The organism is Limnohabitans radicicola, assembly GCF_014837235.1.
GTDB lineage: Bacteria > Pseudomonadota > Gammaproteobacteria > Burkholderiales > Burkholderiaceae_C > Limnohabitans_A > Limnohabitans_A radicicola.
Window position 1 is genome coordinate 55378 of the sequence record NZ_JACYFT010000003.1, and the last position, 26438, is coordinate 81815.

Sequence of the window (26438 nt, forward strand, 5' to 3'; positions counted from 1 at the left end):
AATGGCAAAAGAGTACAAAGATCTGGTGGTGGGGCTGGACATTGGCACCTCCAAAGTCATGGCGGTGGTGGCCGAGGTGCTGCCCGACGGCGAACTCAAAATCGCCGGTCTGGGCATCGCGCCGGGCAACGGTCTCAAGCGCGGCGTGGTGGTCAACATCGACGCCACGGTGCAGAGCATCCAGCAGGCCTTGAAAGAGGCCGAGCTGATGGCCGACTGCAAGATCACCCGTGTCAATTGCGGCATCACCGGCAGCCATATCCGGGGCCTCAATTCGAGTGGCATGGTGGCCATCAAGGACAAGGAAGTCACGCCCGCCGATGTGGCGCGTGTGATGGAAACCGCCCGCGCCATCAACATCTCGACTGACCAGCGCCTCTTGCTGGTGGCGCCGCAGGAGTTCGTGATCGACGGTCAGGACGTCAAAGAGCCGATTGGCATGAGCGGCATGCGTCTGGAAGCCAAGGTGCACATCGTCACGGGCGCCCAAAGTGCGGCCGAGAACATCATCAAGTGTGTGCGCCGCTGCGGTCTGGAAGTCGAGCAGCTGCTGCTCAACCCCCAGTCGTCGAGCCTGGCCGTGTTGACCGAGGACGAGCGCGAGTTGGGTGTGGCCTGCGTGGACATTGGCGCGGGCACCACCGATGTGGCGATCTTTGCCAACGGCTCGATCCGCCACACCGCGGTGATCCCGATCGCGGGTGACCTGATCACCAGCGACATCGCCATGGCCTTGCGCACGCCCACCAAGGACGCCGAAGACATCAAGGTCGAGAGCGGTTACGCCAAGCAGATGCTGGCCGACCCGGACGCGCAGGTCGAGGTGCCGGGCCTGGGCGACCGCGGCCCCCGCATGCTCAGCAAGCAGGCGCTGGCGGGCGTGATCGAGCCGCGCATCGAAGAAATCTTCTCGCTGGTGCACCAGGTCATCCGCGAGTCCGGTTACGAAGAGGTGCTGTCCTCGGGCATCGTGCTCACGGGCGGCAGCGCCGTCATGCCAGGCATGGTCGAGCTGGGTGAAGACATCTTCCTCAAGCCCGTGCGCCGCGGCATCCCCAAATACGCCGGCTCCTTGGCCGACATGGTGGCCCAGCCCCGTGCGGCCACCGTCATGGGCCTGCTCGAAGAAGCCCGCCTGGCACGCCTGCGTGGTTTCAAGGTGACACAGAAAAAGAGTTCGGTGAACAACGCGTTCGGCCGCTTCAAGGACTTCATCGTGGGGAACTTCTGATGAACTGGAAAAAACGCTTCCTGGCCCGCGGCAGTCCCCCGATGCTGACGCGATGTCGATGTTGACACCCCACAGATCCATTTTCGAAAAATTCAAAACAATTCAGGCAACTGCAGATATTTAGGAGAGCACCATGAGCATTGAAATGATTGCGACAGAAGAGTTCAACCAAGGCACACAGATCAAGGTGATCGGTGTCGGCGGCGGCGGCGGCAACGCTGTGGAGCACATGATCGAGCGCGAGGTCCAGGGCGTGGAGTTCATCTGCGCCAACACCGACGCGCAGGCCCTGGCCCGCAGCGCGGCGCACCGCTTTGTCCAGCTGGGTCAAACCGGTCTGGGCGCTGGCAGCAAGCCCGAAAAAGGCCGCGAGGCTGCTGAAAGCGCTGAAGCCGAAATCCGCGCAGCCATCGAAGGCGCGCACATGCTGTTCATCACCGCCGGCATGGGCGGTGGCACTGGCACTGGCGCAGCACCCGTGATCGCGCGCATCGCCAAGGACATGGGCATCCTCACCGTGGGTGTGGTGACCAAGCCTTTCGAGTTCGAAGGCGGCCGCCGCATGTCCAACGCCGACCTGGGCATGCAGGAGCTCGAAGCGAATGTCGATTCGCTGATTGTGGTGCTGAACGAAAAGCTGCTGGAGTTGCCCGGCGGCGAAGACATGACCCAAGACGAGGCCTTTGCCCACGCCAACGACGTGCTGAAAAACGCTGTGGGCGGCATTGCCGAGATCATCAACGTGCCTGGCCATGTGAACGTCGACTTTGAAGACGTGCGCACCGTGATGGGCGAGCCCGGCAAAGCCATGATGGGTACGGCCGCTGCCAGCGGCCCGGACCGCGCCCGCATCGCGGCCGAGCAGGCCGTGGCCTGCCCCCTGCTCGAAGGTGTGGACCTGTCGGGTGCCAAGGGCGTGCTGGTGCTGATCAGCGCCGCCAAGGGCTCGCTCAAGCTGTCCGAGTCCAAGCAGGCGATGAACACCATCCGCGCCTACGCTTCGGAAGAGGCCCATGTGATTTATGGCACGGCCTACGACGAGTCCCTGGGCGACCAGATCCGCGTGACCGTGGTGGCCACCGGCCTGTCCAAGGCGGGTGCCCGCCGCTCGGCCCCTCCGCTGCAGGTGCTGCGCACCGGTACCGACAACGTGCCTTTCACGCTGGGCGGTCAGGATGCTGTGGGCTCGACCACAGGCGGTATGGCCCCCATTGGCGGTGGCATGAACACCCCTGCGGTGTGGCGCACAGCCCGCACCCACGCGGCCACCCGCGTGGACGGCATGTCGGCCGCCGGCATGGACGACATCGAGATCCCCGCTTTCCTGCGCAAGCAGGCCGACTGACACCCGTCAGTTTTTCTCTCTGGTGCTTTGAAGGGCTGCTCCGACCTGCGGGTCGGGGTGGCCCTTTTTTGCTTTCGTGCCGCGATGGGGGTTGGGGCTGTGCCTGTCGGGCTCGACGTCGCTTCGCGCCTGAAGTCGCCCGACAGGCACAGCCCCAACCCCCATCGCTACATCTCCAACCAAAAAAGGTGCGTTGGAGAAAAGTGTACTGAGTGTTTTCTGGCTGGGTGGGGTATGGCCGGTATCGGTGTGCGCGACTTCAGGCGCGAAGCGACGTCGAGCGCATGCCGATACCGGCCATGCCGCGCCCAGCCCCCCGCAAGCCCAAAAAGACCGGCCACAACCCAAGCCATGCCGCAAAAACTAAAATACGCACCATGCTCGCACAACGCACCCTCAAAACCCTGACCCGTGCGGTCGGGGTGGGCCTGCACAGTGGCCAACGCGTGGAACTCACGCTGCGCCCTGCGCCGGCCGACACTGGCATCGTCTTTCGCCGTGTCGATCTGCCTGAACCCGTGGACATTCCGGTTCGGGCCGAAGCCGTCACCGACACGCGCCTGGCGTCGACCATTTCTGTGGGCCAGGCCAAAGTGCTGACCATCGAACACCTGATGTCCGCCTGTGCGGGGCTGGGCATCGACAACCTGTACGTCGACATCGACGCCGAAGAGGTGCCCATCCTCGATGGTTCGGCCTCGTCTTTTGTGTTTTTGCTGCAGAGTGCGGGTGTGACCGAGCAAAAAGCGCCCAAGCGCTTCATCCGTGTGACAAAGCCGGTGCAGGTCATGCAGGGCGAAGGTGACGCCATCAAGTGGGCGCGTCTGGAGCCTTACCACGGCTACCGCCTGAGCTTCGAGATCGATTTCCAGCACCCTGCGGTGGACAACACCGGTCAGCAGGTGGTGTTTGACATGTCCGAAGGCGTGTATGCCCGCGACATCGCCCGGGCCCGCACCTTCGGTTTCACCAAAGATGTGGAGATGCTGCGTGCCAACGGCCTCGCGCTGGGTGGCGGTCTGGACAACGCCATCGTGATGGACGACTACAAGGTGCTGAACTCGGACGGCCTGCGCTACGACGACGAATTCGTCAAACACAAGATCCTGGATGCGATGGGTGACCTCTACATCGTCGGCAAGCCCCTGCTGGCGGCCTACAGCGCCTTCCGTTCGGGCCACGCCATGAACAACCTGCTGCTGCGCGAGTTGCTGTCGCAGCCCGACGCCTACGAAATCGTCACGTTCGAGAACCCCTCGCAGGCCCCCAAGGGCTTTGCTGCGCTGCAGCCGGCCTGGTGAGTTTGTTTGGCCGAGTTTGTGGCCTGCTCAGTGCGAGCGGCCGCTGCGGTACATGCCGTGGGTCTTGCGGTTCAGTACGCCTTGCGCGGCCAGCTTGTTCATCGACGGGCTGGCGTGCGCGTGGGTGATGGCCAGGCCCAGCGCGTCGGCCGCGTCTTGGCGCGGCACCACCGGCAATTGCAGCAGGCGTTTGACCATCTCCTGCACCTGCGATTTGGCCGCGCGCCCGTGGCCTGTGACGGCCTGCTTCATCTGCAGCGCGGTGTATTCGGCCACCAGCAAATCGCAAGACACCAGAGCGGTGAGGCAACAGCCGCGTGCCTGCCCCAGCATCAGCGAGGCCTGGGGGTTGACGTTCATGAAGGTGATCTCGACCGAGGCCACATCGGGTTGGTAGCGGGCGTGGATTTCGCGGATGCCGTCGTAAATGATTTTCAGGCGCGCGGGCAGGTTGCCCATCTCGCCCTTGGTGGTTTCGATCACGCCGCTGGCCACGTACTGCAGCTTCGAGCCGGTCATGTCCAGCACACCAAAGCCGGTGGTTTGCAGGCCCGGGTCGATCCCCAGGATGCGGATGGTGGCAGGTGCGTTGGCGGTCATGGCAAGGCCACATCGTTCATGCGGCCCACGATCACCTCGGCGCGCGATGCCAGGTAGGGCGAGTCTGGGCGTTTCTCAAAATAGCGCGGCCGGGGCAGCATGACGGCCAGGCGCGCCGCCTCCCAGGCGGACAGCTGGGCCGCCTGCTTGCGAAAGTAATGCTGGGCTGCGGCTTCGGCACCGAAGACGCCTTCACCCCATTCCACGCTGTTGAGGTAGATCTCGAGGATGCGCTGCTTGGACAGCAGGGCTTCGAGCGTGAGGGTGATCAGCGTCTCTTGCGCCTTGCGCAGCATGGTGCGTTCGCCGGAGAGGAACAGGTTTTTGGCCAGCTGTTGGGTGATGGTCGAGCCGCCGACGATCTTCACGGGTGCCGGGCTGGCGTTGGGGCGCTGCTGGGCCTTTTGCTCGGCCCGCGCTTTGGCCTTGTTGTTCTTGTCCCAGGCCTTTTCAATCGAGTCCCACCAGATGCCGTGGTGCTTGGGAAAAGCGCTGTCTTCGGAGGCCAGCACGGCGCGTTGCAGATGGCGCGACATCGCGCCCATGGCTTGCCACTCCTGTCGCCAGGGCAGGCGGCCGTCGCGCGAGAGGATCTGCCAGATCTGGGAGCGCTCGAACGCGGTGGACTCGGGCGCGATGAAGGCCATGCTGCCGATGCGCAGTGCAAAAAACAGCTGCAGGCCAACAAAGGCCAGAAGCAGCAGCAGGCACCAGCGGGCAAAGGCCTTCATCATCGTGTCAGGTCTCAGTTGTCCCCGGCCGGCGCTTCGTTCACGTCGACCGCGATGGTCAGCGGCCCGGCGCTTAGATTGTCGTCGTCTTCGCTGTCTTCAGCGTCGGTGGCGGCATCGGGTGTGGCGTCCAGGTGCGCGGTCACGGTGCCGCTCACGTCCAGGGCCATGAGGTCAATCGCGCCTAGTTTGACGCGCACTTTTGCGCCACGCGGCAGGCCTTGTGCGCCCATCACCGTGAAGACCAGCGGCAGCGTTTCGGCCCGCACCAGCCACGCGCCGCCGCCGCTTTCCTTGACCAGGGCGGCGTCGAGTTCGGTGATGCCTTGCTGCTGCAAGTGCTTGAGCGTCCAGAAGCGCTCCATGCCCGACTGCACGCCGTTGTAGCCGCTGTAGGCGGCGTCAAAGGCGCTGATGATCGAGAACAGTTCGGCGTCCTTGGGTTTGAACGGTGCGGCCAATGCGGCCGTGGCGCCGTGGCGCGCGCAGGCGATGATCTGCCACTGGTTGACCAGGTCGGTGTAGCGGCGCAGCGGCGAGGTGCTCCAGGCGTAGCTGGGCACGCCAATGCCCGCGTGCGGCAGCGCTTTGGTGCCCATGCGCACCTTCACGCCGGGGGCCAGGCTGGCCTGGCTGCGGTAGATGCCGGGCACGCCCAGGCTGGCCAGCCACTGGCCCCAGGTGCTGTTGGCCAAGATCATGGCCTCGGCCACCATCAGGTCCAGCGGCGCACCCCGTTTGCGGGTGCCGATGACGACGGTCTCGTCGCCGGTGGGCGGGTTGTCGTTGCTCTCGCGGTTGAGCTTGAAGCTGTAGTCGGGGCGGTTGAAGGTCTCGGGCTTGCCGCGCACCACTTCGCGCCGGGCCTTGAGGGTTTGCGCCAGGCGCCAGAAAAAGCCCAAAGTGGCACGGCTCACCGGTACATCGGCGTGGTCGCTCTGGTCTTCGCCTTCGAGCCATTCGCGTGTGATGCGGTCGTCGAGCTGGTCGTGGCGCAGGTTGACCAGGATCGGCACACGCTCCAGGCGCGTTTCGGTCTTCTGGACCTCCAGGCTGGCTTCGTCCAACGTCACATACAGCGACACGGCCGGGCAAGCCTGGCCTTCGCGCAGGGTGTAGTTTTGCACCACGCTGTCGGGCAGCATGGTGATCTTGTAGCCCGGCATGTAGACCGTGGACAGGCGCTGGCGCCCCAGCAGGTCGATGGCATTGCCCGGCTGGATGGCCAGACCGGGGGCTGCGATGTGGATGCCCACGGTGACGGTGCCCGTGCCCAGGCCCTGCAGGGACAGGGCGTCGTCGATCTCGGTGGTGTGCGAGTCGTCGATGGAAAAGGCCTGCACGTCTGCCAGCGGCAGCGCGTCGGTGATGGCCGGGGCCTGCAGGGCCGGAAAGCCCGTGCCCTTGGGGAACCACTCGAACAGGAAGCGCTGCCAGTGGAAGTCCCAGGGCGAGTCGATCGCCTTGGCTTGCTGGAGCAAATCGAGCGGCGCGGTCTTGCTGGCTTTGCTGGCCTCGACCACAGCCTTGTATTCAGGCGTGTTCTTGTCGGGTTTGAACAGGATCTTGTAGAGCTGCTCGCGGATGGGCTGGGGGCATTGCCCATCGACCAAGGCCTGTGCCCAGCTTTCGATTTGGGCCTGCACCTGTTTTTTCTTTTCGATGGCGGCCAGGGCCTGCTGCACGATCTCGGCCGAGGCTTTGCGAAAGCGCCCTTTGCCTGCGCGGCGGAAGTAGTGCGGCGCCTCGTACAGGCGCAGCAGGGCGGCGGCTTGCTGCACGGCGGTGGCACCGCTGCTGAAGTAATCAGTGGCGAGGTCGGTAAAACCGAATTCCTCTTCGGGGGCGAACTCCCAGGCCAGATCGAGTTCGATGGTCTGGGCGAGGGCGGTGGCTTCGCTCAGCAAGGCTGCGGGGGCGGGTTTTTCAAACTTGAGCAGCATCTGGGCTGCCTTGACTTTGACCCGTTTGCCCGAGTCGAGCTCCACTTGCGCGGAGGCTTCGGCTTCGGACATGACCCGCCCGGCCAGAAATTTGCCGGTTTCTTCAAATAAGACGTACATGGTCTGATTTTCCCATGCCGTTCGGTGTTCAAGGGGTGTGGGCGCGCAAGCCCAGAAATTCCAGGATCTCGGGCAGGTACAGGTCGAAGTCGGAAAGCCCGTGGTCGCTGCCCTCGATCAGCCGCACCCGGTCCTGGCCGTAGGCGCCGAGCATTTCCCGCCAGTCGAGCACTTCGTCGCCCTTGGCGATCACGGCCAGGCACGGCGGGGTATGGCACGCTGGCGTGGCTTCCAGGACCCGCAGCTCGTCGACGTGGCCCGCTTCGAAATGGATGCGCTGGCTCGGGTCATGCCAGGCCGGGTGCTCGCCAATGTAGTCGGCCAAGTCGCGTGCCGGGTGCACGGCCGGGTTGAGCAGCACCGCGCGGCAGCCCATCTGACGGGCCAGCACATGGGCGTAAAACCCGCCCAGCGATGAGCCCATGATGGCCATGCCCGCCTGGGGCCAGTCCTGCAGCCCGGCCAGGAGTTGCGCCATGGCCGCTTGGGGCGAAGGCGGCAGGGCCGGGCACCACCAATGCAGCGCGGGGTATTGCGCTGCCACCAGACGCGACAGTTTTTGCGCTTTCACCGATTGGGGTGACGAGCGAAAGCCGTGCAGGTAGAGCAGGTGCGTCAGGGGGGCGGATGTCATGGGCCAATCTTAGCGGCAGCGGATTTACTGGCGACTGGAGCGCGAGAGGCCAGGGATCGGCCCGATAATTCAGGGCATGGTTGCCGTGATTCAAAAACTCCCCTTGCGCAAGCGTCTGTGGGCCCTCGTCGAAGGGTTTGACGGGCCGCTGGCTTTCGTGGTGTTCTTGCTGGCCTGTGCCGGGCTGACGGTGATGTACTCCTCGGGCTATGACCACGGCACCCGCTTTGTGGACCATGGCCGCAACATGCTGATCGCTGGCTTCATCATGTTCGTGGTGGCCCAGATCCCGCCGCAAAAGCTGATGTCGCTGGCGGTGCCGATCTACACCCTGGGGGTGTTGCTGTTGCTGGCCGTGGCCTTGTTTGGCATCACCAAAAAAGGGGCCCGCCGCTGGGTCAATGTGGGTGTGGTGATCCAGCCCAGTGAAATCCTCAAGATCGCCATGCCGCTGATGCTGGCCTGGTGGTTCCAGAAACGCGAAGGGCAGTTGCGCCCGCTGGACTTTGCGGTGGCCGGCGGGCTGCTGCTGGTGCCGGTGGGCCTGATCATGAAACAGCCAGACCTGGGCACGGCCTTGCTCGTGCTGGCGGCAGGGCTGTCGGTCATTTTTTTTGCGGGCCTCAAATGGCGCTGGATTGTGCCGCCCGTGCTGCTGGGACTGGTGGGCGTGGGCGTGCTGGTGGTGATGGAGTCGAGCTGGTGCGCGGACGGGGTGGACTGGCGGGTCCTGCACGAGTACCAGCGCCAGCGCATCTGCACCTTGCTGGACCCAGCGCGCGATCCGCTGGGCAAGGGCTTTCACATCATCCAGGGGATGATCGCGATCGGCTCGGGCGGGTTGTGGGGCAAGGGCTTCATGCAGGGCACCCAGACGCACCTGGAGTTCATTCCCGAGCGCACCACCGATTTCATCTTTGCGGCTTTGGGTGAAGAGTTCGGCCTGGCGGGCAACTTGCTGCTGATCACCGGCTTTTTCTTCATGGTCTACCGCGGACTGGTGATCGCTGCGCAGGCACCCACCCTGTTCACGCGCTTGCTGGCGGCCAGCGTGACCATGATCTTTTTCACCTACGCCTTTGTGAACATGGGCATGGTCAGCGGCATCCTGCCGGTGGTGGGGGTGCCCTTGCCCTTCATCAGCTATGGCGGCACGGCCATGGTCACACTGGGGCTGGGGCTGGGTATCCTGATGTCGATCGCCAAGTCCAAGCAGTTGGTGCAAACATGAAGCCTTCGATCCCTGTCGCCATTGTGGGGGCTGGCAACATGGGTGGCGGCATGTTGAGCCGCTTGTGTCGGCTGGGTTGGGCGGTGGGGGTGTACGACTCGGATGCCAAGGCCCTGCTTCATGCGGTTTCTTTGGGGGGCAGGGCTTTCAGGTCGGCCTGTGAAGCGGCGCAACAATTGACAGACACCGGGGTGTTGATGGTCGTGGTGGTGGATGCCGCCCAGACGGAAGCTGTGCTCTGGGGGGATGGCGGCGCAGCCCAGGCCATGAAGCCGGGGCAGACCGTCATGCTGTGCCCGACACTGGGGCCCGCCACGGTGGAAGATCAGGCCCAACGGCTTGCCCAAAGAGGCATCGATTGCATCGATGCACCGATGTCTGGCGGCCCCTTGCGCGCGCAAGACGGCAGCATGAGTTTGATGGTGGCCTGCACAGAGCCCGTGTGGGAGCGCCACCAGGCCTTGCTCCAGGCTTTGAGTCAACAGGTGTTTCGCGTCGGCACGCGTGCCGGAGACGGCGCGCGCACGAAGCTGGTGAACAATTTGCTGGCGGCCGTGAACCTGGTGGGCGCGGCCGAAGCCATGGCTTTGGCCGAACGATGCGGTCTGGACCCGGCGAAAACGCTGTCGGTGATCGAAGCATCCAGCGGCCAAAGCTGGATAGGCTCAGACCGCATGCGCCGTGCACTGGCGGGTGACTTGGCGCCTCGCGCCCATGTGAGTTTGCTGGCCAAAGACACGGCCCTGGCGGTGCAGGCGGCGGACGAGGTCGCTTTTGACCCGATTCTGGGACGCTTGGCCAGAGATGTGTTTGCGCAGGCCCTGGCGCAAGGTTGGGCCGGGCTGGACGATGCGGCCTTGCTGCCATTCATGCGCCAGCGCTGAAGCTGCGCACAGGCCGTTGTCGGCAAGGGTCTTGGTCGGTGCCTACAATGGGCCCATGATTTCATGCGAACCGACCATTGAACGCCTGGCCACGGCCAAGTCCTTGCTGCTGGACCCGTTTGGGCTCCATGAAACCCATCTGAGCCAGGCGCTGAACGCCATCAAGGCCCACGCGGTCGATGACGCTGACCTGTATTTCCAGTACACCCGCTCCGAAGGCTGGAGCCTGGAAGAGGGCATCGTCAAGACGGGCAGCTTCAGCATCGACCAAGGCGTGGGCGTGCGAGCCGTGTCCGGCGAGAAAACCGCTTTTGCCTACTCGGACGACATCTCCGAAGCCTCGCTGATGGACGCGGCCATGACGGTGCGCTCGATTGGCGCTGTGGCGCAAAACAAGCGCATCAAGGTGCCTGCGCGCAAGATTTCGGCCAGCCGCTCGCTCTACCCCGCGCTGGACCCCATGTCCACCATGGACAGCACCGCCAAGGTGAACCTGCTGGGCCGTGTCGAAAAGATCGCCCGTGCCAAAGACCCGCGCATCGTGCAGGTCATGGCGGGACTGGCCACCGAGTACGACGTGGTCATGGTGGCCCGAGCCGACGGCACGCTGGCGGCCGATGTGCGCCCCTTGATCCGCCTGTCGGTCACGGTGATCGCCGAACAAAACGGCCGCCGTGAAGTCGGCAGCAGTGGCGGCGGTGGCCGCTTCGGCCTGGCTTATTTTGACGACGCCATGGTCGAGAGCTATGTGCAGGAAGCCGTCTCGGCTGCGCTCATCAACCTCGAAGCCCGCCCCGCGCCTGCGGGCGAGATGACGGTGGTGCTGGGCAATGGCTGGCCCGGCGTGCTCTTGCACGAAGCGGTTGGCCACGGCCTGGAAGGCGACTTCAATCGCAAGGGCTCGAGCGCCTTCAGCGGTCGCATCGGCCAGCGTGTGGCGGCCAAGGGCGTGACGGTGCTCGATGACGGCACCATCGCCGACCGCCGGGGCTCACTGAATGTGGACGACGAAGGCCACGCCAGCCAGAAGAATGTGCTGATCGAAGACGGCATCCTGCGCGGCTACATCCAGGATGCGATGAACGCCCGCCTCATGGGCGTCAAACCCACGGGCAATGGCCGCCGCGAGAGTTACGCCCATGTGCCCATGCCGCGCATGACCAACACCTACATGCTGGGCGGCGACAAGAGCCCTGAAGAAATCGTGGCCAGCATCAAAAAGGGTCTGTACGCCACCAACTTTGCGGGCGGCCAGGTGGACATCACCAGCGGCAAGTTCGTGTTCTCGGCCAGCCAGGCTTACTGGGTGGAAAACGGCAAGATCCAATACCCCGTCAAGGGGGCCACCCTGATCGGCAGCGGCCCTGAGTCGCTCAAGAAGATCAGCATGATCGGTAACGACATGAAGCTCGACTCGGGCGTGGGCACCTGTGGCAAGGAAGGCCAGAGCGTGCCTGTGGGCGTGGGTCAGCCGACCTTGCGCATCGACGGCCTGACCGTTGGGGGCACGGCCTGATGCCTCCAAAGGTCATCCGGGTTTGTCCCCGGAGCGTCCTGTCAGGAACTGTCATCCAGCTGTGATACATTGAACCCCATGTCTTCGCGCATCGCTTTTGACTTTTTTTACTTTTGGTTCTCAGTCCCCGGCGGACGAGAGGCGAGCGCATAAGCACCCGAACATCTCGACACACACCGCCGGAGCCCCCAAGCCCGGCGGTTTTTTTTCACCTGTTTTTCAATTGAGGAGCCCCCGATGAACACCAAAACCACCGCCCCAGACGCTTGGTATCCCCATGGCATCGACCGCACCGGCCAGACCGACGACGAACGCATCAAGGACATCACCGTGCTCCCGCCTCCAGAGCACCTGATCCGGTTCTTCCCGATCGCCGGCACGGCGACGGAGACCTTGATCGCCAACACCCGCAAATCGATTCAGCGCATCGTGCATGGCAAGGATGACCGCCTGCTGGTCATCATCGGACCTTGCTCGATCCACGATCCGGCTGCGGCCCTGGACTACGCCCGCCGCTTGAAGCCTCTGCGCGAGAAGTACGCCGACACGCTGGAGATCGTGATGCGCGTTTACTTCGAAAAGCCCCGCACCACCGTGGGCTGGAAGGGTCTGATCAACGACCCCTACCTCGACGAGAGCTACCGCATCGACGAAGGCCTGCGCATTGCCCGCCAGCTGCTCATCGAGATCAACCGCCAGGGCCTGCCCGCAGGCAGCGAGTTCCTCGATGTGATTTCACCCCAGTACATCGGCGACCTGATCAGCTGGGGCGCCATCGGTGCCCGCACCACCGAAAGCCAGGTGCACCGCGAGCTGGCTTCGGGCCTGTCGGCGCCCATCGGTTTCAAGAACGGGACGGATGGCAACATCAAGATCGCGACCGATGCCATCCAGGCCGCAGCCCGTGGCCACCACTTCTTGTCGGTGCACAAGAACGGCCAGGTCGCCATCGTGCAGACCCAGGGCAACCAGGACTGCCATGTGATTTTGCGCGGTGGCAAAGCACCCAACTACGATGCCGACAGCGTGGCCGCCGCCTGCAAGGAGCTCGAAGCCGCCAAGCTGCCCGCCACCTTGATGGTGGACTGCAGCCATGCCAACAGCAGCAAAAAGCACGAGCGTCAGATCGATGTGGCCAAGGACATCGCGGCCCAGATCAGTGGCGGCTCACGCCAGGTGTTTGGTGTCATGGTCGAGAGCCACATCGTGGACGGGGCGCAGAAGTTCACCCCCGGCAAGGACGATGTGACGAAGCTGGCTTACGGGCAGAGCATCACCGATGCCTGCATCGGTTGGGGCGACAGTGAAGAAGTGCTGAAAGTGCTGTCGGATGCGGTGAAGGCGCGGCGGTCGCGTTGACCGTTGTCGGTGCCTGCTCGCGGGCACCGTGTTCAGCGTCGCGGGCTTCGTCCTGGCTCGACGTCGCTGCGCGCCTGAAGTCCCCAGGCCAAGGCCAGCATCACTGACCGCTCAGTGGTGCTTTCAGGGTATTGACTGTTCGCCGAGGCGGTCTGCGCCTACCCCGGCAAACAAGCCCGCAGAAGCTTACTTTTGAAGGGCGGCGAGAAGTCTGGCGTGGATTCCGCCAAAGCCCCCGTTGCTCATGCACAGCAGGTGATCGCCTGGCTGCACTTGGGCCAGCACCTGGGCAATGACTTCGTCAATGTTTGCGCCCACTTGCGCTCGTTCGCCCATCGGTTTGAGTGCGGCTTGGGCGTCCCAGCCCAGACCGCCCGAGTGGCAAAAGGCCAGATCGGCTTCTTCCAGGCTCCAGGGCAGCTGGGCTTTCATGGTGCCGAGCTTCATGGTGTTGCTGCGTGGCTCGAAGATGGCCAGGATGCGCGCATCGCCCACCTGGCGACGCAGGCCGTTGATGGTGGTGCGGATCGCGGTGGGGTGGTGGGCGAAGTCGTCGTAGACGGTGATGCCACCCCCTTCGCGTTGGACGGTGCCGCGCACTTCCATGCGGCGTTTGACGTTTTCAAATGTGGCCAAGGCTTGCGCCGCCACAGCCGGGCTCACGCCCACATGCTCGGCGGCGGCGATGCTGGCCAGCGCGTTGAGCTGGTTGTGTACGCCGCCGATCGACCACCGCACTTCGGCCACCGGTTTTCCGGCTTGCAGCACCTTGAACTGCGAGGGCTCGCCCTCGGCCACAAAGTCGCTCACAGTTGAACCGAAGCTGCGCACTTTGCTCCAGCAGCCTTGCGCCAGCACGCGGGTGAGGCTCTCTTCCAGGCCGTTGACGACCACACGGCCCGAGCCGGGCACGGTGCGCACCAGGTGGTGGAACTGGCGCTCAATGGCGGCCAGGTCGTCAAAGATGTCGGCGTGGTCGAATTCGAGGTTGTTCAGGATGGCCGTGCGCGGGCGGTAGTGCACGAATTTGCTGCGCTTGTCAAAAAAAGCCGTGTCGTATTCGTCGGCTTCGATGACAAAGTATTTGCCGCCGCCCAGGCGGGCCGAGACGCCAAAGTTCAATGGCACGCCACCGACCAGAAAGCCCGGCTGCAGACCCGCCTGCTCCAGCACCCAGGTGAGCATGGAGGTGGTGGTGGTCTTGCCGTGGGTGCCTGCCACGGCCAGCACATGCTTGCCCTGCAGCACATGTTCGGCCAGCCATTGCGGGCCGCTGGTGTAAGGGGCTCCCGCGTCCAGAATCGCTTCCATCAGCGGAAACTTGGGACTGCCGTCAGGCAAACGGGACCGGCTGACCACGTTGCCGATCACGTAGACGTCGGGTTTCAAGGCCATTTGGCTTGCGTCAAAGCCCTCGATCAGCTCAATGCCCAGGGCGCGCAGTTGGTCGCTCATCGGGGGGTAAACGCCAGCGTCGCAACCGGTGACTTGGTGGCCGGCTTCGCGGGCGAGGGCAGCGACACCGCCCATGAAGGTGCCGCAAATGCCAAGAATATGAATGTGCATGGGCAAGGATTCTAGAGGGGCGTGCACAATCCCAGTCCATGAGTGAGCTTGCCATTGAAATTGCCGCCACCGCCGCCCGGCTGGTGGTGGAAGAGGGCCTGTCTTTTGGGCAGGCCAAGCACCGCGCCGTCAAGGCGCTGGGTTTGCCAGGGCGAACAGCGTTGCCTGACAACGACGAGGTCGAGGCGCAGGTGCAGGAGTACATTGCGCTGTTTTGTGGCGACACGCAGCCGGGTGAGTTGCTGGCCCTGCGCGAACATGCCCTGCTGTGGATGCGGCGCTTGCAGGCGTTTCGTCCGCATTTGACGGGGGCGGTCTGGCATGGCTGGGCGACCCGTTTGTCGGACATCGATCTGGCGCTTTTTTGCGACGATGCGAAGTCGGCAGAAATCGCTCTCATCAACCAGAACCAGCGCTACGAGGTCCGGACGGTCGCTGGCATGCACGGCAAGGATGTGGATGTCCTGAGCCTGCACAGTTTTTGCCCGGGACTGGAAGAAGACATCGGGGTGCATTTGCGCATTTATGACCTGGACGATCTGCGAGGGGCGTTGCAACCCGATGCACAAGGCCGCGCCCCTCGCGGGGATATCCATGCGCTGGAGCGCTTGTTGGGCGTTGCCTGACACAATCGCAGCCATGACCGAGCGCTCTGAACCCTCTTCTTTATTGCGTCGCCACGGACTGCTGGCTGCTGGCGTGATGGCCGCAGCCGCTGGAGCGGGCCTGGCTTGGTGGCGTTTGAAGCCCCATGAGGCCTTGCCCGATGCCGTTCAGTCTTTGTGGGCACGGCAATTCCAGACCCCGGCGGGTGAGTCCTTGTCTTTGTCAGCGTTCAGGGGCAAGCCTTTGCTTCTGAACTTCTGGGCGACCTGGTGCCCTCCTTGTGTGGAGGAGTTGCCCATGATTGAGGCTTTCTGGCGTGAACATGCTGGCAAAGGCCTTCAAGTGCTGGGTTTGGCCATTGATCAGCCCAGTGCGGTGAGGCGTTTCCTGGAGCGACAGCCCCTGACTTTCCCTGTGGCTTTGGCAGGTTTGGATGGTACCGAATTGTCCAAGTCCCTGGGCAATGCCTCGGGCTCTTTGCCGTTTTCGGTGTTTTTCTCTGCAGATGGCCGCATTTTTAACAAAAAACTCGGTCAATTGACCCGAGAGGATTTGTTGGCCTGGGTGTCTGCGGCCTCCTGACTTGTCTGCCAGTGCATGTGCGGTGGGGGTGCGTCTCGGTGAACAGCGTGTGTGGCTGCGAGTTTCTTGTGCAATCCTGCCTTTTCTAGGGATTTTCCCTGAATTTAGGGTAAATTCGGAGCATTACATTTCCTGACGCATGGAGGTCCCATGGATTTGCGCAAACTCAAGACCCTGATCGATCTGGTTTCGGAGTCGAATGTCTCTGAACTTGAAATCACCGAAGCCGAAGGCAAGGTCCGCATTGTCAAGAGTTCGGGTGTGGCGGTGGCTGCCCCGGTGATGATGGCTGCGCCAGTCGCCGCTGCGCCTGCTGTGGTCGCAGCGCCTGCTGCAGAAGCCGCGCCTGCGGCCGAGACGCCTGCCGTGATCGCCGGTCACACGGTCAAGTCGCCCATGGTCGGCACGTTCTACCGTTCGTCCAGCCCCGGCGCAGCACCTTTCGTGCAGATTGGTTCGGTGGTCAAAGAGGGGGACACCTTGTGCATCGTGGAAGCCATGAAGATCCTCAATGAAATCGAATCGGACAAATCCGGTACCGTGACCCAGATCCTGTGCGAAAACGGTCAAGCGGTCGAATACGGCCAGCCGCTCTTCATCATCGAATAAGCACTGGGGCTTTCATGTTCAAGAAAATCCTGGTCGCCAACCGAGGCGAGATCGCATTGCGGATCCAGCGCGCCTGTCGCGAATTGGGCGTCAAGGCGGTGATGGTCTACTCCGTGGCTGATAAAGAAGCCAAATACGTGAAGTTGGCCGAAGAAGCCGTTTGTATTGGTCCTGGCCCTTCTGCGTTGAGTTACCTCAACATGCCTGCCATTATCTCGGCCGCCGAGGTGACCGATGCCGAGGCGATCCACCCAGGTTACGGCTTCCTCAGCGAAAACGCCGATTTTGCCGAGCGGGTGGAAAAGAGCGGGTTCCAGTTCATCGGCCCAACACCCGAGTCGATCCGCATCATGGGTGACAAGGTCTCGGCCAAACAGGCCATGATCCGTGCAGGCGTGCCCTGCGTGCCGGGTTCGGAGGGGGAATTGCCTGATGATCCCGCACAGATCCGCCGTGTGGCCAAGAGCGTGGGTTACCCGGTGATCATCAAGGCGGCTGGCGGCGGCGGTGGTCGCGGCATGCGCGTGGTGCACACCGAGGCGGCCCTGATCAATGCCGTGCAGATGACCAAGGCGGAAGCTGGGGCAGCTTTTGGCAATCCTGCGGTCTACATGGAAAAGTTCCTGCAGAACCCGCGCCACATCGAAATCCAGATACTGGCCGACAAGCACAAGAACGCCGTGTACCTGGGCGAGCGTGACTGCTCCATGCAGCGCCGCCACCAGAAGGTGATCGAAGAGGCGCCAGCGCCGGGCATTCCCCGTAAGCTGATCGAAAAGATCGGCGAGCGCTGCGTGGCTGCATGCAAGAAGATCGGCTACCGTGGTGCGGGCACTTTCGAGTTTCTGTACGAAAACGGTGAGTTCTATTTCATTGAAATGAACACCCGCGTGCAGGTGGAACACCCGGTGACCGAGTGGATCACCGGTGTGGACATCGTCAAGACCCAGATTCTGGTCGCCGCTGGCGAAAAACTGCCTTTCACGCAAAAGCAGATCCAGATCCGTGGGCATGCCATCGAGTGCCGTGTGAACGCCGAAGACCCCTTCAAGTTCGTGCCATCACCTGGCCGCATCACTTCTTGGCACATGCCCGGCGGCCCAGGCGTGCGGGTGGACTCGCACGCTTACAACAACTACTTCGTGCCGCCGAACTACGACTCGATGATTGGCAAGCTGATCGTGCATGGCGACACCCGCGAGCAGGCTCTGGCCCGCATGCAGACGGCGCTGGCCGAGACCGTGATCGAGGGCATCAGCACCAACATCCCGCTGCACCGCGAGTTGATGGTGGACGCCAAGTTCATGGCGGGTGGCACCAACATCCACTACCTTGAGCATTGGCTCAGTCAGCACAAGCGCTGATCACAGGGCTGAACCATGTTCGAACTTTGCCTGCTGTGCCCGGAAGACCGGGTGGAAATCCTGAGCGATGCGCTCGATGCACTGGACGCCTTGAGTGTCTCGGTGGAAGACGCTGACGCCCAGACGCCCGCCGAGCAGGCCTTGTTTGGTGAGCCCGGCATGCCCGCCCCCAAAGATGGCTGGCAGCGTTCGCGCATGGTCGCCCTGTTTGCTGAGGAGTCGTTGGCCAAGGAGGCCCGCGACCTGCTGGCGGCGCAAGATTTTTTTGACGCGTGCCAGGTGCTGGGTATTCGCAAGGTCGAAGACCAGGACTGGGTGCGTTTGACCCAATCCCAGTTCGCGCCGGTCGACATCACGCCCGACTTCTGGATCGTGCCGACCTGGCACGAGCCGCCTGCGCAGGCCAGGCAGATCATCCGTCTGGACCCCGGTCTGGCGTTTGGCACCGGCACCCACCCCACCACGCGCATGTGTCTGCGCTGGATTGCTTCGCACGACCTGCAGGGTCAGCGTGTGCTGGACTACGGCTGTGGCTCGGGCATTCTGGCCATCGGTGCAGCCAAGTACGGTGCGAGCCGCATCGATGCGGTCGATATCGACGAAGCGGCGGTGACGTCCACCCAGCTGAATGCACAGGCCAATGCGGTGAGCCTGAACGCCGGTTTGCCGGAGTTGGCCCAAGGCACTTACCAGACGGTGCTGGCCAACATCCTGGCCACGCCCTTGAAGGTGCTGGCACCCTTGCTGTGTGCCCATGTGCAGGCCGGTGGCCATCTGGTGCTGGCGGGCATTCTGGAGCGCCAGGCACAAGAGCTGCAGCAGGCCTATGCGCCCTGGATCGCGCTGGACGTTGCCGATGCCGAGGATGGCTGGATCCTGATGACAGCCACCAAGGCACCTTGACCGGTTTCTGGACGGACCGGCCCCCTACAATTGCTGCATGAGCTGGATCACCCGTTGCCCTGATTGCGACACCGTTTACAAGGTGGAGTCTGAACAACTCCAGCAGGCCCACGGCTGGCTGCGTTGTGGGACATGTCAACATGTGTTCGACAGTGCCGGGCGTGTGGTGGCGGCCGATGTCATTCCCACGTTGACCGACCGCGTCAACGTCGGTGCCCCCCAGCTGGGGCGTGTCGATCTGGAGCGTTTGCTGCACAAAGAGTCGCCATCACCAGCGCCAACGGTGCCTTTGCCTGTGGCGTCGGAAGAGCCCCATGTGGCGCCCACTGTGGAGGAAACCTCTCCCATTGCGGCTTTTGAAGATGCCTTGCAATCGTTCAAGATGCCGGAGATGCGCGCTGCGCCCGCCGCGCCCGCCGTGCCCGCCGTGCCCGATGAGGATGCCCTGAAGGAGGATCCTGAGCCTGTTGCGCATGACCACGCGCAACCCGCGAGCGCCAAACGTTCCACCTCAGGCCTTGTCTTGTGGCTGCTGTGGCTGATGGCGATTGCCGTGTTGCTGCAGGTCTTGCTGGCCCTCAGGCCTGCCATCCTCACTCAGTGGCCGCAGTGGGGGCGTTGGGCCTCGCAGTGGTGCAGTACCTCTGCATGCCGCGCGCAGTGGCAACCCCCTTTGTCTTTGTGGTCGCTGCAGGCGCAGCCTTTGACGTTGGATGGTTCGGGCTACCGCCTGGCCTGGTCTTTGAGCCATTCGGCGTCCGGGTCCTTGCCTGTGCCTGATCTCGATTTGAGCTTGCTCAATGCGCAAGGGCAGACCGTTTCCAATCAACGCTTGACGGGCTTCATGACCTCCGCCCCTTATGTGCTGGGTGCGCGCCAGACATGGCAAGGCACCTTGCGTGTGGACCTGGCGCCCGATGTGGACGCCAGCCGCGCACAATTGCGCCTCATTGCCCGCTGAATCCATGGTCTGAAAAAAAGCCCCGACGCCTTTGCAGGTGCCGGGGCTTTTAGGCTAACGCCTGAACGCTGGATCAGGGCTTGGCGGCCGAAGGAAATGGCCACGCAGCTTGCGGATTCAGAGTGGTTTGCGCAGCGGGGGCAGCGGGTGCTTTGGCGGCCTTTTTCGCAGCGGGTTTTTTGGCTGCTTTTTTGGCAGCGGGCTTTTTCGCGGCAGGCTTTTTCGCAGCGGCTTTCTTGGCTACGGCCTTTTTGGCAGCGGGCTTTTTCGCGGCAGGCTTTTTGGCTGCTGCTTTTTTAGCTGCTGGCTTTTTGGCGGCGACGGCTTTTTTGGCCGGTGCTGCTTTTTTCGCTACGGCTTTTTTAGCTGCTGGCTTTTTGGCGGCGACGGCTTTTTTGGCCGGTGCTGCTTTTTTCGCTACAGCTTTTTTAGCTGCTGGCTTTTTAGCGGCGACGGCTTTTTTGGCCGGTGCTGCTTTCTTTGCTACAGCTTTCTTGGGGGCAGCTTTTTTCGCTGCTGCTTTTTTTGCAGTTGCCATGGTTTTCTCCTTGATCAAGTTGAAAAATCAACGGAAGGGAAACACTCTGTGCCTGTTGGAGAGCACAAAGCGATCCATGGTGCTGAGGCCGGCCTCAACACCATGAACGCGGAAAAGCCACACCGCATGGCCGCTGACGCAGGCATGGGGTGTGGCTTGTAGAGGGTCTTCATGCGAGAAGTATGCAGGGGATCAATCCCAGGAAAGTGCGCCGCCGGATTGGTATTCGATGACCCGGGTTTCGAAGAAATTGCGTTCCTTCTTCAGGTCGATCATTTCGCTCATCCAGGGGAACGGGTTTTCCTCGTTCGGAAAGAGCTCTTCCAGGCCAATTTGCGTGGCGCGGCGGTTGGCGATGTAGCGCAGATAGCCTTTGAACATCGAGGCGTTCATGCCCAGCACGCCACGCGGCATGGTGTCTTCGGCATAGCGGTATTCAAGTTCAACCGCCTTGAGGAACAGGGCCTTGATTTCAGCCTTGAACTCGGCTGTCCACAGCTGGGGGTTTTCCAGCTTCACGGTGTTGATCAGGTCGATGCCGAAGTTGCAGTGCATTGACTCATCACGCAAGATGTACTGGTACTGCTCGGCCGCGCCGGTCATCTTGTTTTGGCGACCCAGCGCCAGAATCTGTGTGAAGCCGACGTAGAAGAAGAGGCCTTCCATCAGGCAGGCGAACACGATCAGAGACTTCAGCAGGGTCTGGTCCGCTTCCTGCGTGCCCGTCTTGAAGTGGGGATCCATGATCGCGCTGATGAACGGGATCAGGAACTCGTCCTTGTCGCGGATGGACTGCACTTCGTTGTAGGCGTTGAAGATTTCGCTTTCGTCCAGGCCCAGCGATTCAACGATGTATTGGTAAGCGTGGGTGTGGATCGCTTCTTCAAAGGCCTGGCGCAGCAGGAACTGGCGGCATTCGGGCGCAGTGATGTGGCGGTAGGTGCCCAGCGTGATGTTGTTGGCGGCCAGCGAGTCGGCGGTCACGAAGAAGCCGAGGTTGCGTTTGACGATGCGGCGCTCGTCTTCGGTCAGACCGTTGGGGTCTTTCCACAAGGCGATGTCGCGGTTCATGTTCACTTCCTGCGGCATCCAGTGGTTGGCGCAAGTGGCGAGGTATTTTTCCCAGGCCCATTTGTATTTGAACGGCACCAGCTGGTTGACGTCGGTCTGACCATTGATGACGCGCTTGTCAGCAGCGGTCATGCGGCGCAGGTTCGAGGCTGGAGGAGTCGATGCGGCAGCCGATGCAGTTGCTGCATCACCGAAAGAAGGCATTGCGGGCTGCAATGCGGGTTTGACTTGATCGTCCCAGGACAACATAAAAAATTCCAGTTCTCAAATTATGAAAGCATGCGCGCAAATTTGAAAGCAGTGATTCACTTTCTGCGCATGCAGATGCTTGAAGTGTTGTGCAATTGCATCGTGCGGTGCGTTCAGATGTGCCGCACGATGCATGGCCTCACTGGCAAGCTTCGCAACCGACATCGTCGATGGCGGTGAACTTCACATCGGTCGCGGGGGCGGCGCTCATGGGGGCTGCTGGGGCCGATGCGTTGTGTGCGCCCATGCCGCCCGAGGGCAGGCCGGAAGACACGGCATTGTGCGAGCCAGCTTTCACCGTGGACTTCTCCACCTGCGTTGCGCTGGTGGTACGCAGGTAATAGGTGGTCTTGAGGCCGCGCAACCAAGCAAGCTTGTAGGTGTCGTCGAGTTTCTTGCCCGATGCGCCTGCCATGTAGATGTTGAGCGACTGCGCCTGATCGATCCATTTTTGACGGCGTGCAGCGGCTTCCACCAGCCAGGTGGTTTCGACTTCAAACGCAGTGGCGTACAGCGCCTTGATGTCCTGCGGCACGCGGTCGATGGGGCGCAAAGAGCCGTCGAAGTGTTTGAGGTCCATGACCATCACATCGTCCCACAGGCCCAGGCGCTTCAAGTCGCGCACCAGGTAGCTGTTGATGACGGTGAACTCACCCGACAGGTTGGACTTGACCGACAGGTTGCCGAAGCACGGCTCGATCGAGGCGTCCACGCCGATGATGTTGGAGATGGTCGCAGTGGGCGCAATGGCCACGCAGTTGGAGTTGCGCATGCCATCCTTGGCGATTTTTTTGCGCAGAGCGTCCCAGTCCAGCGTGGCGGAGCGGTCCACTTCCACATAGCCGCCGCGCTCGCGGGCCAGCAGGTCCAGGGTGTCGGGAGGCAGAATGCCGCGGTCCCACAGCGAACCTTTGTAGCTGGAGTATTGGCCGCGCTCTTTTGCCAATTCGGTCGAGGCCCAATAGGCGTAGTAGCAGATCGCTTCCATCGACTGATCGGCGAACTCCACGGCCGCTTGCGAGGCGTATGGCGTACGCATTTCGTACAGCGCGTCCTGGAAGCCCATCAGGCCCAGGCCGACAGGGCGGTGACGCAGGTTGGAGTCGCGTGCTTTCTTGACGGCGTAGTAGTTGATGTCGATCACGTTGTCGAGCATGCGCATGGCCGTCGAAATGGTTTTTTGCAGCTTGGTGTGGTCGAGTTGCTTGCCGTTGGGGCCATCGATCAGGTGCTTGGACAGGTTGACCGAGCCCAGGTTGCAGACCGCGGTTTCGGTGTCGCTGGTGTTGAGCGTGATCTCGGTGCAGAGGTTGGACGAGTGCACCACGCCCACATGCTGCTGGGGCGAGCGCACGTTGCAGGGGTCTTTGAAGGTGATCCAAGGGTGGCCGGTCTCGAACAGCATCGACAGCATCTTGCGCCACAGGTCGGTGGCAGGCACGGTCTTGCTGGGGCGGATTTCGCCGCGTTCGGCTTTTTGCTCGTAGGCGATGTAGGCCTTTTCAAAAGCCTGACCAAACAGATCGTGCAGATCGGGCACGTCGGAGGGCGAGAACAGGGTCCAGTTGCCCTTTTCCATCACGCGGCGCATGAACAGGTCGGGGATCCAGTTGGCCGTGTTCATGTCGTGCGTGCGGCGGCGGTCGTCGCCAGTGTTCTTGCGCAGTTCCAGAAACTCTTCGATGTCCAGGTGCCAGGTTTCCAGGTAGGTGCAGACCGCGCCCTTGCGCTTGCCGCCCTGGTTGACCGCCACGGCGGTGTCGTTGACGACTTTGAGGAACGGCACCACGCCTTGTGATTCGCCGTTGGTGCCCTTGATGTGCGAGCCCATGGCGCGCACGCGGGTCCAGTCGTTGCCCAGGCCGCCTGCAAACTTGGACAACAGGGCGTTTTCCTTGATCGACTCGTAGATGCCGTCCAGATCGTCTGGCACGGTGGTCAGGTAACAGGAGGACAGTTGCGAGCGCAAGGTGCCGCTGTTGAACAGTGTGGGGGTCGAGGACATGAAGTCGAAAGTGGACAGCACTTCATAGAACTCGATGGCGCGGGCTTCGCGGTCGACTTCGTTGAGCGACAGGCCCATGGCCACGCGCATGAAGAAGGCCTGGGGCATCTCGATGCGGGTCTTGCGCACATGCAGGAAGTAGCGGTCGTACAGGGTCTGCAGACCCAGGTAGTCGAACTGCTGGTCGCGTTCAGGCTTGAGGGCCTCGGCCAGTTTCTTCAGGTCGAATTGCAGCAGTTTCTCGTCCAGCAGGTCGTTGTCCACCCCCTTCTTGATGAATTGGGGGAAATAGTCGATGTAAGCCTGACCCATATCGGCCTGTGTCACTTCCTTGCCCAGGATTTCCTTGGCGATGGTGTGCATCAGCAGGCGGGCTGTGACGTAGGTGTAGTCGGGTTCTTTTTCGATCAGGGTGCGGGCGGCCAGGATGGAGGCTTTGTAGACCTCTTCCATCGGCACGCCGTCGTACAGGTTGCGCAGCGTTTCGGCCACAATGGGTTCGGCGCTCACGTCTTTGCCCAGGCCTGCACAGGCATTGACCATGATGCCCTTGAGGTAGTTCAGGTCCAGGGCCACACGCTGGCCTGCGTCGAGCACGTGCAATGCTGGTTCGCTGGCCACGGGGGCTGCCTGCTGCTGCTGTTGGGCGCGCTCTTGTGTGCGGCGTTCACGGTAGAGCACGTAGGCACGTGCGACTTCGTGGTTGCTGCTGCGCATCAGACCCAGTTCCACCTGATCCTGCACGTCTTCGATGTGGAAAGTGCCGCCACCGGGACGCGAACGCACCAAAGCGCGGACCACGTTGTGTGTCAGCTGTTCCACGACTTCACGCACGCTGGCCGATGCGGCGCCTTGTGTGCCGTGCACCGCCAAAAAGGCTTTCATCAGCGCCACAGCGATCTTGTTCGGTTCAAAGGGCACCACGGCGCCGTTGCGGCGAATGATTTGGTAATTGGCCAGTGCGTTCAGGGTCGGGGCGGCACCCGCTTCTGGTGTGGGCTGGCTCATGATGCCGGAGGTGGAAGCAGAAATGTTCAGGTCGGTGTGCATGGTCATTTTTTGTGTTTGTTGAACAAGGCTGTGGTCGCGTGGAAAAGGCCCGAATTAACAAATTCCGCAAATTTGTTGAAACTTGCGTGAACGCTACATCTGGTGTCTGGGGTGGATTTGGGCCACTAGATGTAGTGTACCGGGCATTTTTGAGTCGATCCATACCCCGCGATCTTGGTCCGAAGAAATCGGGCGTGTGGGTGGCTTTTTCAGCCTCTGGAAAGGCCATGTCCGGAGCCACGCAGGATGCGCATTTGTGTTGCGTTATCCAGGTTCTTTGCGGCTTGGCAAAGGGTTTCGCGTGCTGAGCCGCAATTTTTCTGTCTTCGGGTGGAGCGGCAAAGCTCAGGGGATGCGCTTTGCTGAGGAGAAACGTTGCAAAAGGTGATCAAAAATATTTTTTCAAGACCGACCGCCAAGGCCATGATTCAGGGGAAACACTGGTGGGGAAAATCCAACGTTGCCACCAACCGTGGCCAATCAAATCCCGGGCCGGGATCTTGTTTGCGGCCCGGGGCAATGTGTTCGTGCCCTGCCACATGGGCGATCGGGTAATGCGCGCGGATGGCCTTGCACAAAGAAGCCAGCTGCATGTACTGCGCCTCCTCGAAGCATTCGCCTTCGAGGCCTTCGAGCTCGATGCCGATCGAGTCGTCGTTGCAGTTGCTGCGGCCCCGGTAGTGCGATGCGCCCGCATGCCAGGCGCGGTCATCACAGCTCACAAACTGCCACAGCTGCCCATCGCGCCGGATGTAAAAGTGCGCCGACACCTGCAGCCCGCGCAACTGCTCGAAATACGGGTGGGCCGAGGCATCTAGCTGGTTGGTGAACAGGGCCTGCACCTCGTTGCCGCCGTACTGGCCGGGCGGCAGGCTGATCGAGTGGATCACGATCAGGTCGATGCACGCTTGCGCTGGGCGAGGTCCGAAATTGGGGGAGTCCAGGCGCGTGGCGTCGGGGTGCCAGCCTTGCTGCCAGGGCGTTGGGAAGGCCATGGCGGGGCGTCAGACCGGGTTGCGGTCCTGTGCAGCCGAGCGGTGTTCGGTGCTGCAGTACAGCCCTTTTTCGCCACTCACGGCGTCACCCAGGGGCAGGTGAATGCCGCAATGGGCGCAGCGCACCATGTCCTGCGGTGCCGTGGCGCTGGGTTGGCTGTCGCTCGGGCGGGCTTGACGCGAGCGGGTGTATGCCCACCAGGCCAGTGCGATGAGCAGAAGCCAGAAAAGGTATTTCATGTGGCCCGTCCCAACAAGATTTCCATGACGAAGCGTGAACCGGCATACGACAGCAGCAGCAGGCCTGCGCCAACGCAGAGCACACGCACTGCCCGCTTGCCGCGCCATCCCCATTGGTGGCGCCCCAACAAAAGCAAGGCAAATGTCAACCATGACAGCAGGGCAAAGACCCGCTTGTGGTCCCATCGCCAGGCGCTGCCGCCTTGTCCGTAGAGGTGCTCTCCAAACAGGGCTCCCGCCAGCAGCGTGGCCGTCAGCAGCACAAAGCCCGCCGTCACAAAGCGGAACATCAACCGCTCCAGCGTGAGCAGCGGCAGCCCGCTGCCGGCCTCGTGGGCCAGGCGGATGTCGCGTTCGGTGAGGGTCATCATCCAGGCGTGGACCACGGCAGCGGCAAACATGCCATAAGCCGAGAGGCCCAGGGCCCAGTGCAGCGGCAGCCAAGGCGAGGCCTGCACATGCAAAGGCGAGCCTGGGAACCACAAGGCCAGCAGCACAGCCACAGCCCCCAGACTGCCCATGGCCCAGCGGGCCTTGAGTTGGGGGTAGAACTGCCGCTCCACCATGTAGGCCGTCAGCACCAGCCAGGCGGTCACTGAAAGGGCAGGGGCAAAACCGAAACGCACCGGGCTAGCCAGCAGCCCCAGCAAGCTGGCCGCATGGGCCAGCCAGGCCAGGCCCATGAGGCGGCGTGCGCCTGCATCGGTCCAGACGCGAGGCATCACGGCCGGCAGGGCGTAAGCGAGCACCGCCAGCGCAGAGGCCAGCCAGATCCACAGGGGGGTACTCGTTAAAATCATGGAA

At 62.4% G+C, this 26438-nt stretch carries 25 protein-coding genes; 13 read left to right on the forward strand and 12 right to left on the reverse strand.

Annotated features, from left to right (window positions below; all coding sequences use genetic code 11):
• The first annotated feature begins 1 nt into the window (after window position 1).
• From ftsA to lpxC, 3 genes are all read left to right on the forward strand, one after another.
• Window positions 2-1231: a cell division protein FtsA gene (gene ftsA, locus IC609_RS12865; protein WP_191819923.1), complete on the forward strand. Its 1230-nt coding sequence runs from the start codon at window positions 2-4 to the stop codon at window positions 1229-1231.
• 133 nt (window positions 1232-1364) lie between these two features.
• On the forward strand, window positions 1365-2576 hold the full coding sequence (ftsZ, locus tag IC609_RS12870) for a cell division protein FtsZ (RefSeq protein WP_191819924.1): 1212 nt from the start codon (window positions 1365-1367) through the stop codon (window positions 2574-2576).
• 377 nt (window positions 2577-2953) lie between these two features.
• Complete coding sequence (lpxC, locus tag IC609_RS12875; RefSeq protein WP_191819925.1) at window positions 2954-3877, forward strand: UDP-3-O-acyl-N-acetylglucosamine deacetylase; 924 nt, start codon at window positions 2954-2956, stop codon at window positions 3875-3877.
• Window positions 3878-3904: 27 nt separating this feature from the next.
• Here the strand turns inward: lpxC and ruvC are convergent, their stop codons facing one another.
• From ruvC to IC609_RS12895, 4 genes are read right to left on the reverse strand one after another with little or no spacing between them, the layout of a single operon-like run.
• Window positions 3905-4453: a crossover junction endodeoxyribonuclease RuvC gene (gene ruvC, locus IC609_RS12880; protein ID WP_191820226.1), complete on the reverse strand. Its 549-nt coding sequence runs from the start codon at window positions 4451-4453 to the stop codon at window positions 3905-3907.
• A gap of 20 nt (window positions 4454-4473) precedes the next feature.
• Window positions 4474-5208, reverse strand: coding sequence for a monofunctional biosynthetic peptidoglycan transglycosylase (mtgA, locus tag IC609_RS12885; RefSeq protein ID WP_191820227.1), 735 nt, complete (start codon window positions 5206-5208; stop codon window positions 4474-4476).
• Between the two features lie 14 nt (window positions 5209-5222).
• Window positions 5223-7271: a ribonuclease catalytic domain-containing protein gene (locus IC609_RS12890; protein WP_191819926.1), complete on the reverse strand. Its 2049-nt coding sequence runs from the start codon at window positions 7269-7271 to the stop codon at window positions 5223-5225.
• 28 nt (window positions 7272-7299) lie between these two features.
• Window positions 7300-7905, reverse strand: a complete 606-nt coding sequence (locus tag IC609_RS12895; protein ID WP_191819927.1) for a YqiA/YcfP family alpha/beta fold hydrolase — start codon at window positions 7903-7905, stop codon at window positions 7300-7302.
• A gap of 76 nt (window positions 7906-7981) precedes the next feature.
• Here IC609_RS12895 and rodA point away from each other — a divergent pair, with 76 nt between their 5' ends.
• The 4 genes from rodA (at window position 7982) to IC609_RS12915 (ending at window position 12895) form a co-directional block, all read left to right on the forward strand.
• A complete protein-coding gene (gene rodA / locus IC609_RS12900; RefSeq protein WP_191819928.1) occupies window positions 7982-9136 on the forward strand; it encodes a rod shape-determining protein RodA in 1155 nt (384 codons plus the stop codon).
• Window positions 9133-10020: an NAD(P)-dependent oxidoreductase gene (locus tag IC609_RS12905; RefSeq protein ID WP_191819929.1), complete on the forward strand. Its 888-nt coding sequence runs from the start codon at window positions 9133-9135 to the stop codon at window positions 10018-10020. Before rodA ends, IC609_RS12905 begins: the two co-directional genes overlap by 4 nt.
• 55 nt (window positions 10021-10075) lie before the next feature.
• The gene (gene tldD / locus IC609_RS12910; protein ID WP_191819930.1) at window positions 10076-11536 is read left to right on the forward strand and encodes a metalloprotease TldD; all 1461 of its coding nucleotides are present in this window, start codon (window positions 10076-10078) and stop codon (window positions 11534-11536) included.
• 237 nt (window positions 11537-11773) lie between these two features.
• On the forward strand, window positions 11774-12895 hold the full coding sequence (locus IC609_RS12915) for a 3-deoxy-7-phosphoheptulonate synthase (RefSeq protein ID WP_191819931.1): 1122 nt from the start codon (window positions 11774-11776) through the stop codon (window positions 12893-12895).
• Between the two features lie 186 nt (window positions 12896-13081).
• Here the strand turns inward: IC609_RS12915 and mpl are convergent, their stop codons facing one another.
• On the reverse strand, window positions 13082-14461 hold the full coding sequence (mpl, locus tag IC609_RS12920; protein WP_191819932.1) for a UDP-N-acetylmuramate:L-alanyl-gamma-D-glutamyl-meso-diaminopimelate ligase: 1380 nt from the start codon (window positions 14459-14461) through the stop codon (window positions 13082-13084).
• A gap of 38 nt (window positions 14462-14499) precedes the next feature.
• On the opposite strand from mpl, the gene IC609_RS12925 reads away from it, so the two are divergent.
• The 6 genes from IC609_RS12925 (at window position 14500) to IC609_RS12950 (ending at window position 19486) form a co-directional block, all read left to right on the forward strand.
• Window positions 14500-15087, forward strand: a complete 588-nt coding sequence (locus tag IC609_RS12925; RefSeq protein WP_191819933.1) for a hypothetical protein — start codon at window positions 14500-14502, stop codon at window positions 15085-15087.
• Window positions 15088-15100: 13 nt separating this feature from the next.
• Window positions 15101-15649, forward strand: coding sequence for a TlpA disulfide reductase family protein (locus IC609_RS12930; RefSeq protein ID WP_191819934.1), 549 nt, complete (start codon window positions 15101-15103; stop codon window positions 15647-15649).
• 150 nt (window positions 15650-15799) lie between these two features.
• Entirely contained in the window at window positions 15800-16258 is a 459-nt protein-coding gene (gene accB / locus IC609_RS12935) for an acetyl-CoA carboxylase biotin carboxyl carrier protein (RefSeq protein ID WP_191819935.1), read from the forward strand.
• A gap of 14 nt (window positions 16259-16272) precedes the next feature.
• Window positions 16273-17622 (forward strand): acetyl-CoA carboxylase biotin carboxylase subunit, encoded by a 1350-nt coding sequence (accC, locus tag IC609_RS12940; RefSeq protein WP_191819936.1) that lies wholly within the window; start codon window positions 16273-16275, stop codon window positions 17620-17622.
• 15 nt (window positions 17623-17637) lie between these two features.
• A complete protein-coding gene (gene prmA, locus IC609_RS12945) occupies window positions 17638-18525 on the forward strand; it encodes a 50S ribosomal protein L11 methyltransferase (protein WP_191819937.1) in 888 nt (295 codons plus the stop codon).
• Window positions 18526-18562: 37 nt separating this feature from the next.
• Window positions 18563-19486, forward strand: coding sequence for a DUF3426 domain-containing protein (locus IC609_RS12950; protein ID WP_191819938.1), 924 nt, complete (start codon window positions 18563-18565; stop codon window positions 19484-19486).
• Between the two features lie 73 nt (window positions 19487-19559).
• On the opposite strand, the gene IC609_RS12955 is transcribed toward IC609_RS12950, so the two are convergent.
• The 7 genes from IC609_RS12955 to IC609_RS12980 form a co-directional block, all read right to left on the reverse strand.
• Window positions 19560-20024 carry a histone H1-like DNA-binding protein gene (locus IC609_RS12955; protein ID WP_191819939.1) on the reverse strand — a complete coding sequence of 155 codons (465 nt, stop codon included), beginning with the start codon at window positions 20022-20024 and terminating at the stop codon, window positions 19560-19562.
• Window positions 20025-20216: 192 nt separating this feature from the next.
• The gene (locus tag IC609_RS12960) at window positions 20217-21344 is read right to left on the reverse strand and encodes a ribonucleotide-diphosphate reductase subunit beta (RefSeq protein WP_191819940.1); all 1128 of its coding nucleotides are present in this window, start codon (window positions 21342-21344) and stop codon (window positions 20217-20219) included.
• Between the two features lie 139 nt (window positions 21345-21483).
• A complete protein-coding gene (locus IC609_RS12965) occupies window positions 21484-24399 on the reverse strand; it encodes a ribonucleoside-diphosphate reductase subunit alpha (protein ID WP_191819941.1) in 2916 nt (971 codons plus the stop codon).
• A 209-nt stretch (window positions 24400-24608) separates the two neighbouring features.
• Window positions 24609-24824: a hypothetical protein gene (locus tag IC609_RS16120; RefSeq protein ID WP_225224185.1), complete on the reverse strand. Its 216-nt coding sequence runs from the start codon at window positions 24822-24824 to the stop codon at window positions 24609-24611.
• Between the two features lie 3 nt (window positions 24825-24827).
• On the reverse strand, window positions 24828-25394 hold the full coding sequence (gene ampD / locus IC609_RS12970) for a 1,6-anhydro-N-acetylmuramyl-L-alanine amidase AmpD (protein WP_191819942.1): 567 nt from the start codon (window positions 25392-25394) through the stop codon (window positions 24828-24830).
• Window positions 25395-25403: 9 nt separating this feature from the next.
• Complete coding sequence (locus tag IC609_RS12975; protein ID WP_191819943.1) at window positions 25404-25634, reverse strand: PP0621 family protein; 231 nt, start codon at window positions 25632-25634, stop codon at window positions 25404-25406.
• The gene (locus IC609_RS12980; protein WP_191819944.1) at window positions 25631-26434 is read right to left on the reverse strand and encodes a cytochrome C assembly family protein; all 804 of its coding nucleotides are present in this window, start codon (window positions 26432-26434) and stop codon (window positions 25631-25633) included. Before IC609_RS12980 ends, IC609_RS12975 begins: the two co-directional genes overlap by 4 nt.
• Window positions 26435-26438: the final 4 nt, after the last annotated feature.

What these genes read in the sequence shown, in the direction of transcription:
- ftsA (WP_191819923.1), top strand. Translation starts at nt 2, where the DNA reads ATGGCAAAAGAGTACAAAGATCTGGTGGTGGGGCTGGACATTGGCACC.
- ftsZ (WP_191819924.1), top strand. Translation starts at nt 1,365, where the DNA reads ATGAGCATTGAAATGATTGCGACAGAAGAGTTCAACCAAGGCACACAG.
- lpxC (WP_191819925.1), top strand. Translation starts at nt 2,954, where the DNA reads ATGCTCGCACAACGCACCCTCAAAACCCTGACCCGTGCGGTCGGGGTG.
- mtgA (WP_191820227.1), bottom strand. Translation starts at nt 5,208, where the DNA reads ATGAAGGCCTTTGCCCGCTGGTGCCTGCTGCTGCTTCTGGCCTTTGTT.
- IC609_RS12890 (WP_191819926.1), bottom strand. Translation starts at nt 7,271, where the DNA reads ATGTACGTCTTATTTGAAGAAACCGGCAAATTTCTGGCCGGGCGGGTC.
- IC609_RS12895 (WP_191819927.1), bottom strand. Translation starts at nt 7,905, where the DNA reads ATGACATCCGCCCCCCTGACGCACCTGCTCTACCTGCACGGCTTTCGC.
- rodA (WP_191819928.1), top strand. Translation starts at nt 7,982, where the DNA reads ATGGTTGCCGTGATTCAAAAACTCCCCTTGCGCAAGCGTCTGTGGGCC.
- IC609_RS12905 (WP_191819929.1), top strand. Translation starts at nt 9,133, where the DNA reads ATGAAGCCTTCGATCCCTGTCGCCATTGTGGGGGCTGGCAACATGGGT.
- tldD (WP_191819930.1), top strand. Translation starts at nt 10,076, where the DNA reads ATGATTTCATGCGAACCGACCATTGAACGCCTGGCCACGGCCAAGTCC.
- IC609_RS12915 (WP_191819931.1), top strand. Translation starts at nt 11,774, where the DNA reads ATGAACACCAAAACCACCGCCCCAGACGCTTGGTATCCCCATGGCATC.
- mpl (WP_191819932.1), bottom strand. Translation starts at nt 14,461, where the DNA reads ATGCACATTCATATTCTTGGCATTTGCGGCACCTTCATGGGCGGTGTC.
- IC609_RS12925 (WP_191819933.1), top strand. Translation starts at nt 14,500, where the DNA reads ATGAGTGAGCTTGCCATTGAAATTGCCGCCACCGCCGCCCGGCTGGTG.
- IC609_RS12930 (WP_191819934.1), top strand. Translation starts at nt 15,101, where the DNA reads ATGACCGAGCGCTCTGAACCCTCTTCTTTATTGCGTCGCCACGGACTG.
- accB (WP_191819935.1), top strand. Translation starts at nt 15,800, where the DNA reads ATGGATTTGCGCAAACTCAAGACCCTGATCGATCTGGTTTCGGAGTCG.
- accC (WP_191819936.1), top strand. Translation starts at nt 16,273, where the DNA reads ATGTTCAAGAAAATCCTGGTCGCCAACCGAGGCGAGATCGCATTGCGG.
- prmA (WP_191819937.1), top strand. Translation starts at nt 17,638, where the DNA reads ATGTTCGAACTTTGCCTGCTGTGCCCGGAAGACCGGGTGGAAATCCTG.
- IC609_RS12950 (WP_191819938.1), top strand. Translation starts at nt 18,563, where the DNA reads ATGAGCTGGATCACCCGTTGCCCTGATTGCGACACCGTTTACAAGGTG.
- IC609_RS12955 (WP_191819939.1), bottom strand. Translation starts at nt 20,024, where the DNA reads ATGGCAACTGCAAAAAAAGCAGCAGCGAAAAAAGCTGCCCCCAAGAAA.
- IC609_RS12960 (WP_191819940.1), bottom strand. Translation starts at nt 21,344, where the DNA reads ATGTTGTCCTGGGACGATCAAGTCAAACCCGCATTGCAGCCCGCAATG.
- IC609_RS12965 (WP_191819941.1), bottom strand. Translation starts at nt 24,399, where the DNA reads ATGCACACCGACCTGAACATTTCTGCTTCCACCTCCGGCATCATGAGC.
- IC609_RS16120 (WP_225224185.1), bottom strand. Translation starts at nt 24,824, where the DNA reads ATGGCCTTGGCGGTCGGTCTTGAAAAAATATTTTTGATCACCTTTTGC.
- ampD (WP_191819942.1), bottom strand. Translation starts at nt 25,394, where the DNA reads ATGGCCTTCCCAACGCCCTGGCAGCAAGGCTGGCACCCCGACGCCACG.
- IC609_RS12975 (WP_191819943.1), bottom strand. Translation starts at nt 25,634, where the DNA reads ATGAAATACCTTTTCTGGCTTCTGCTCATCGCACTGGCCTGGTGGGCA.
- IC609_RS12980 (WP_191819944.1), bottom strand. Translation starts at nt 26,434, where the DNA reads ATGATTTTAACGAGTACCCCCCTGTGGATCTGGCTGGCCTCTGCGCTG.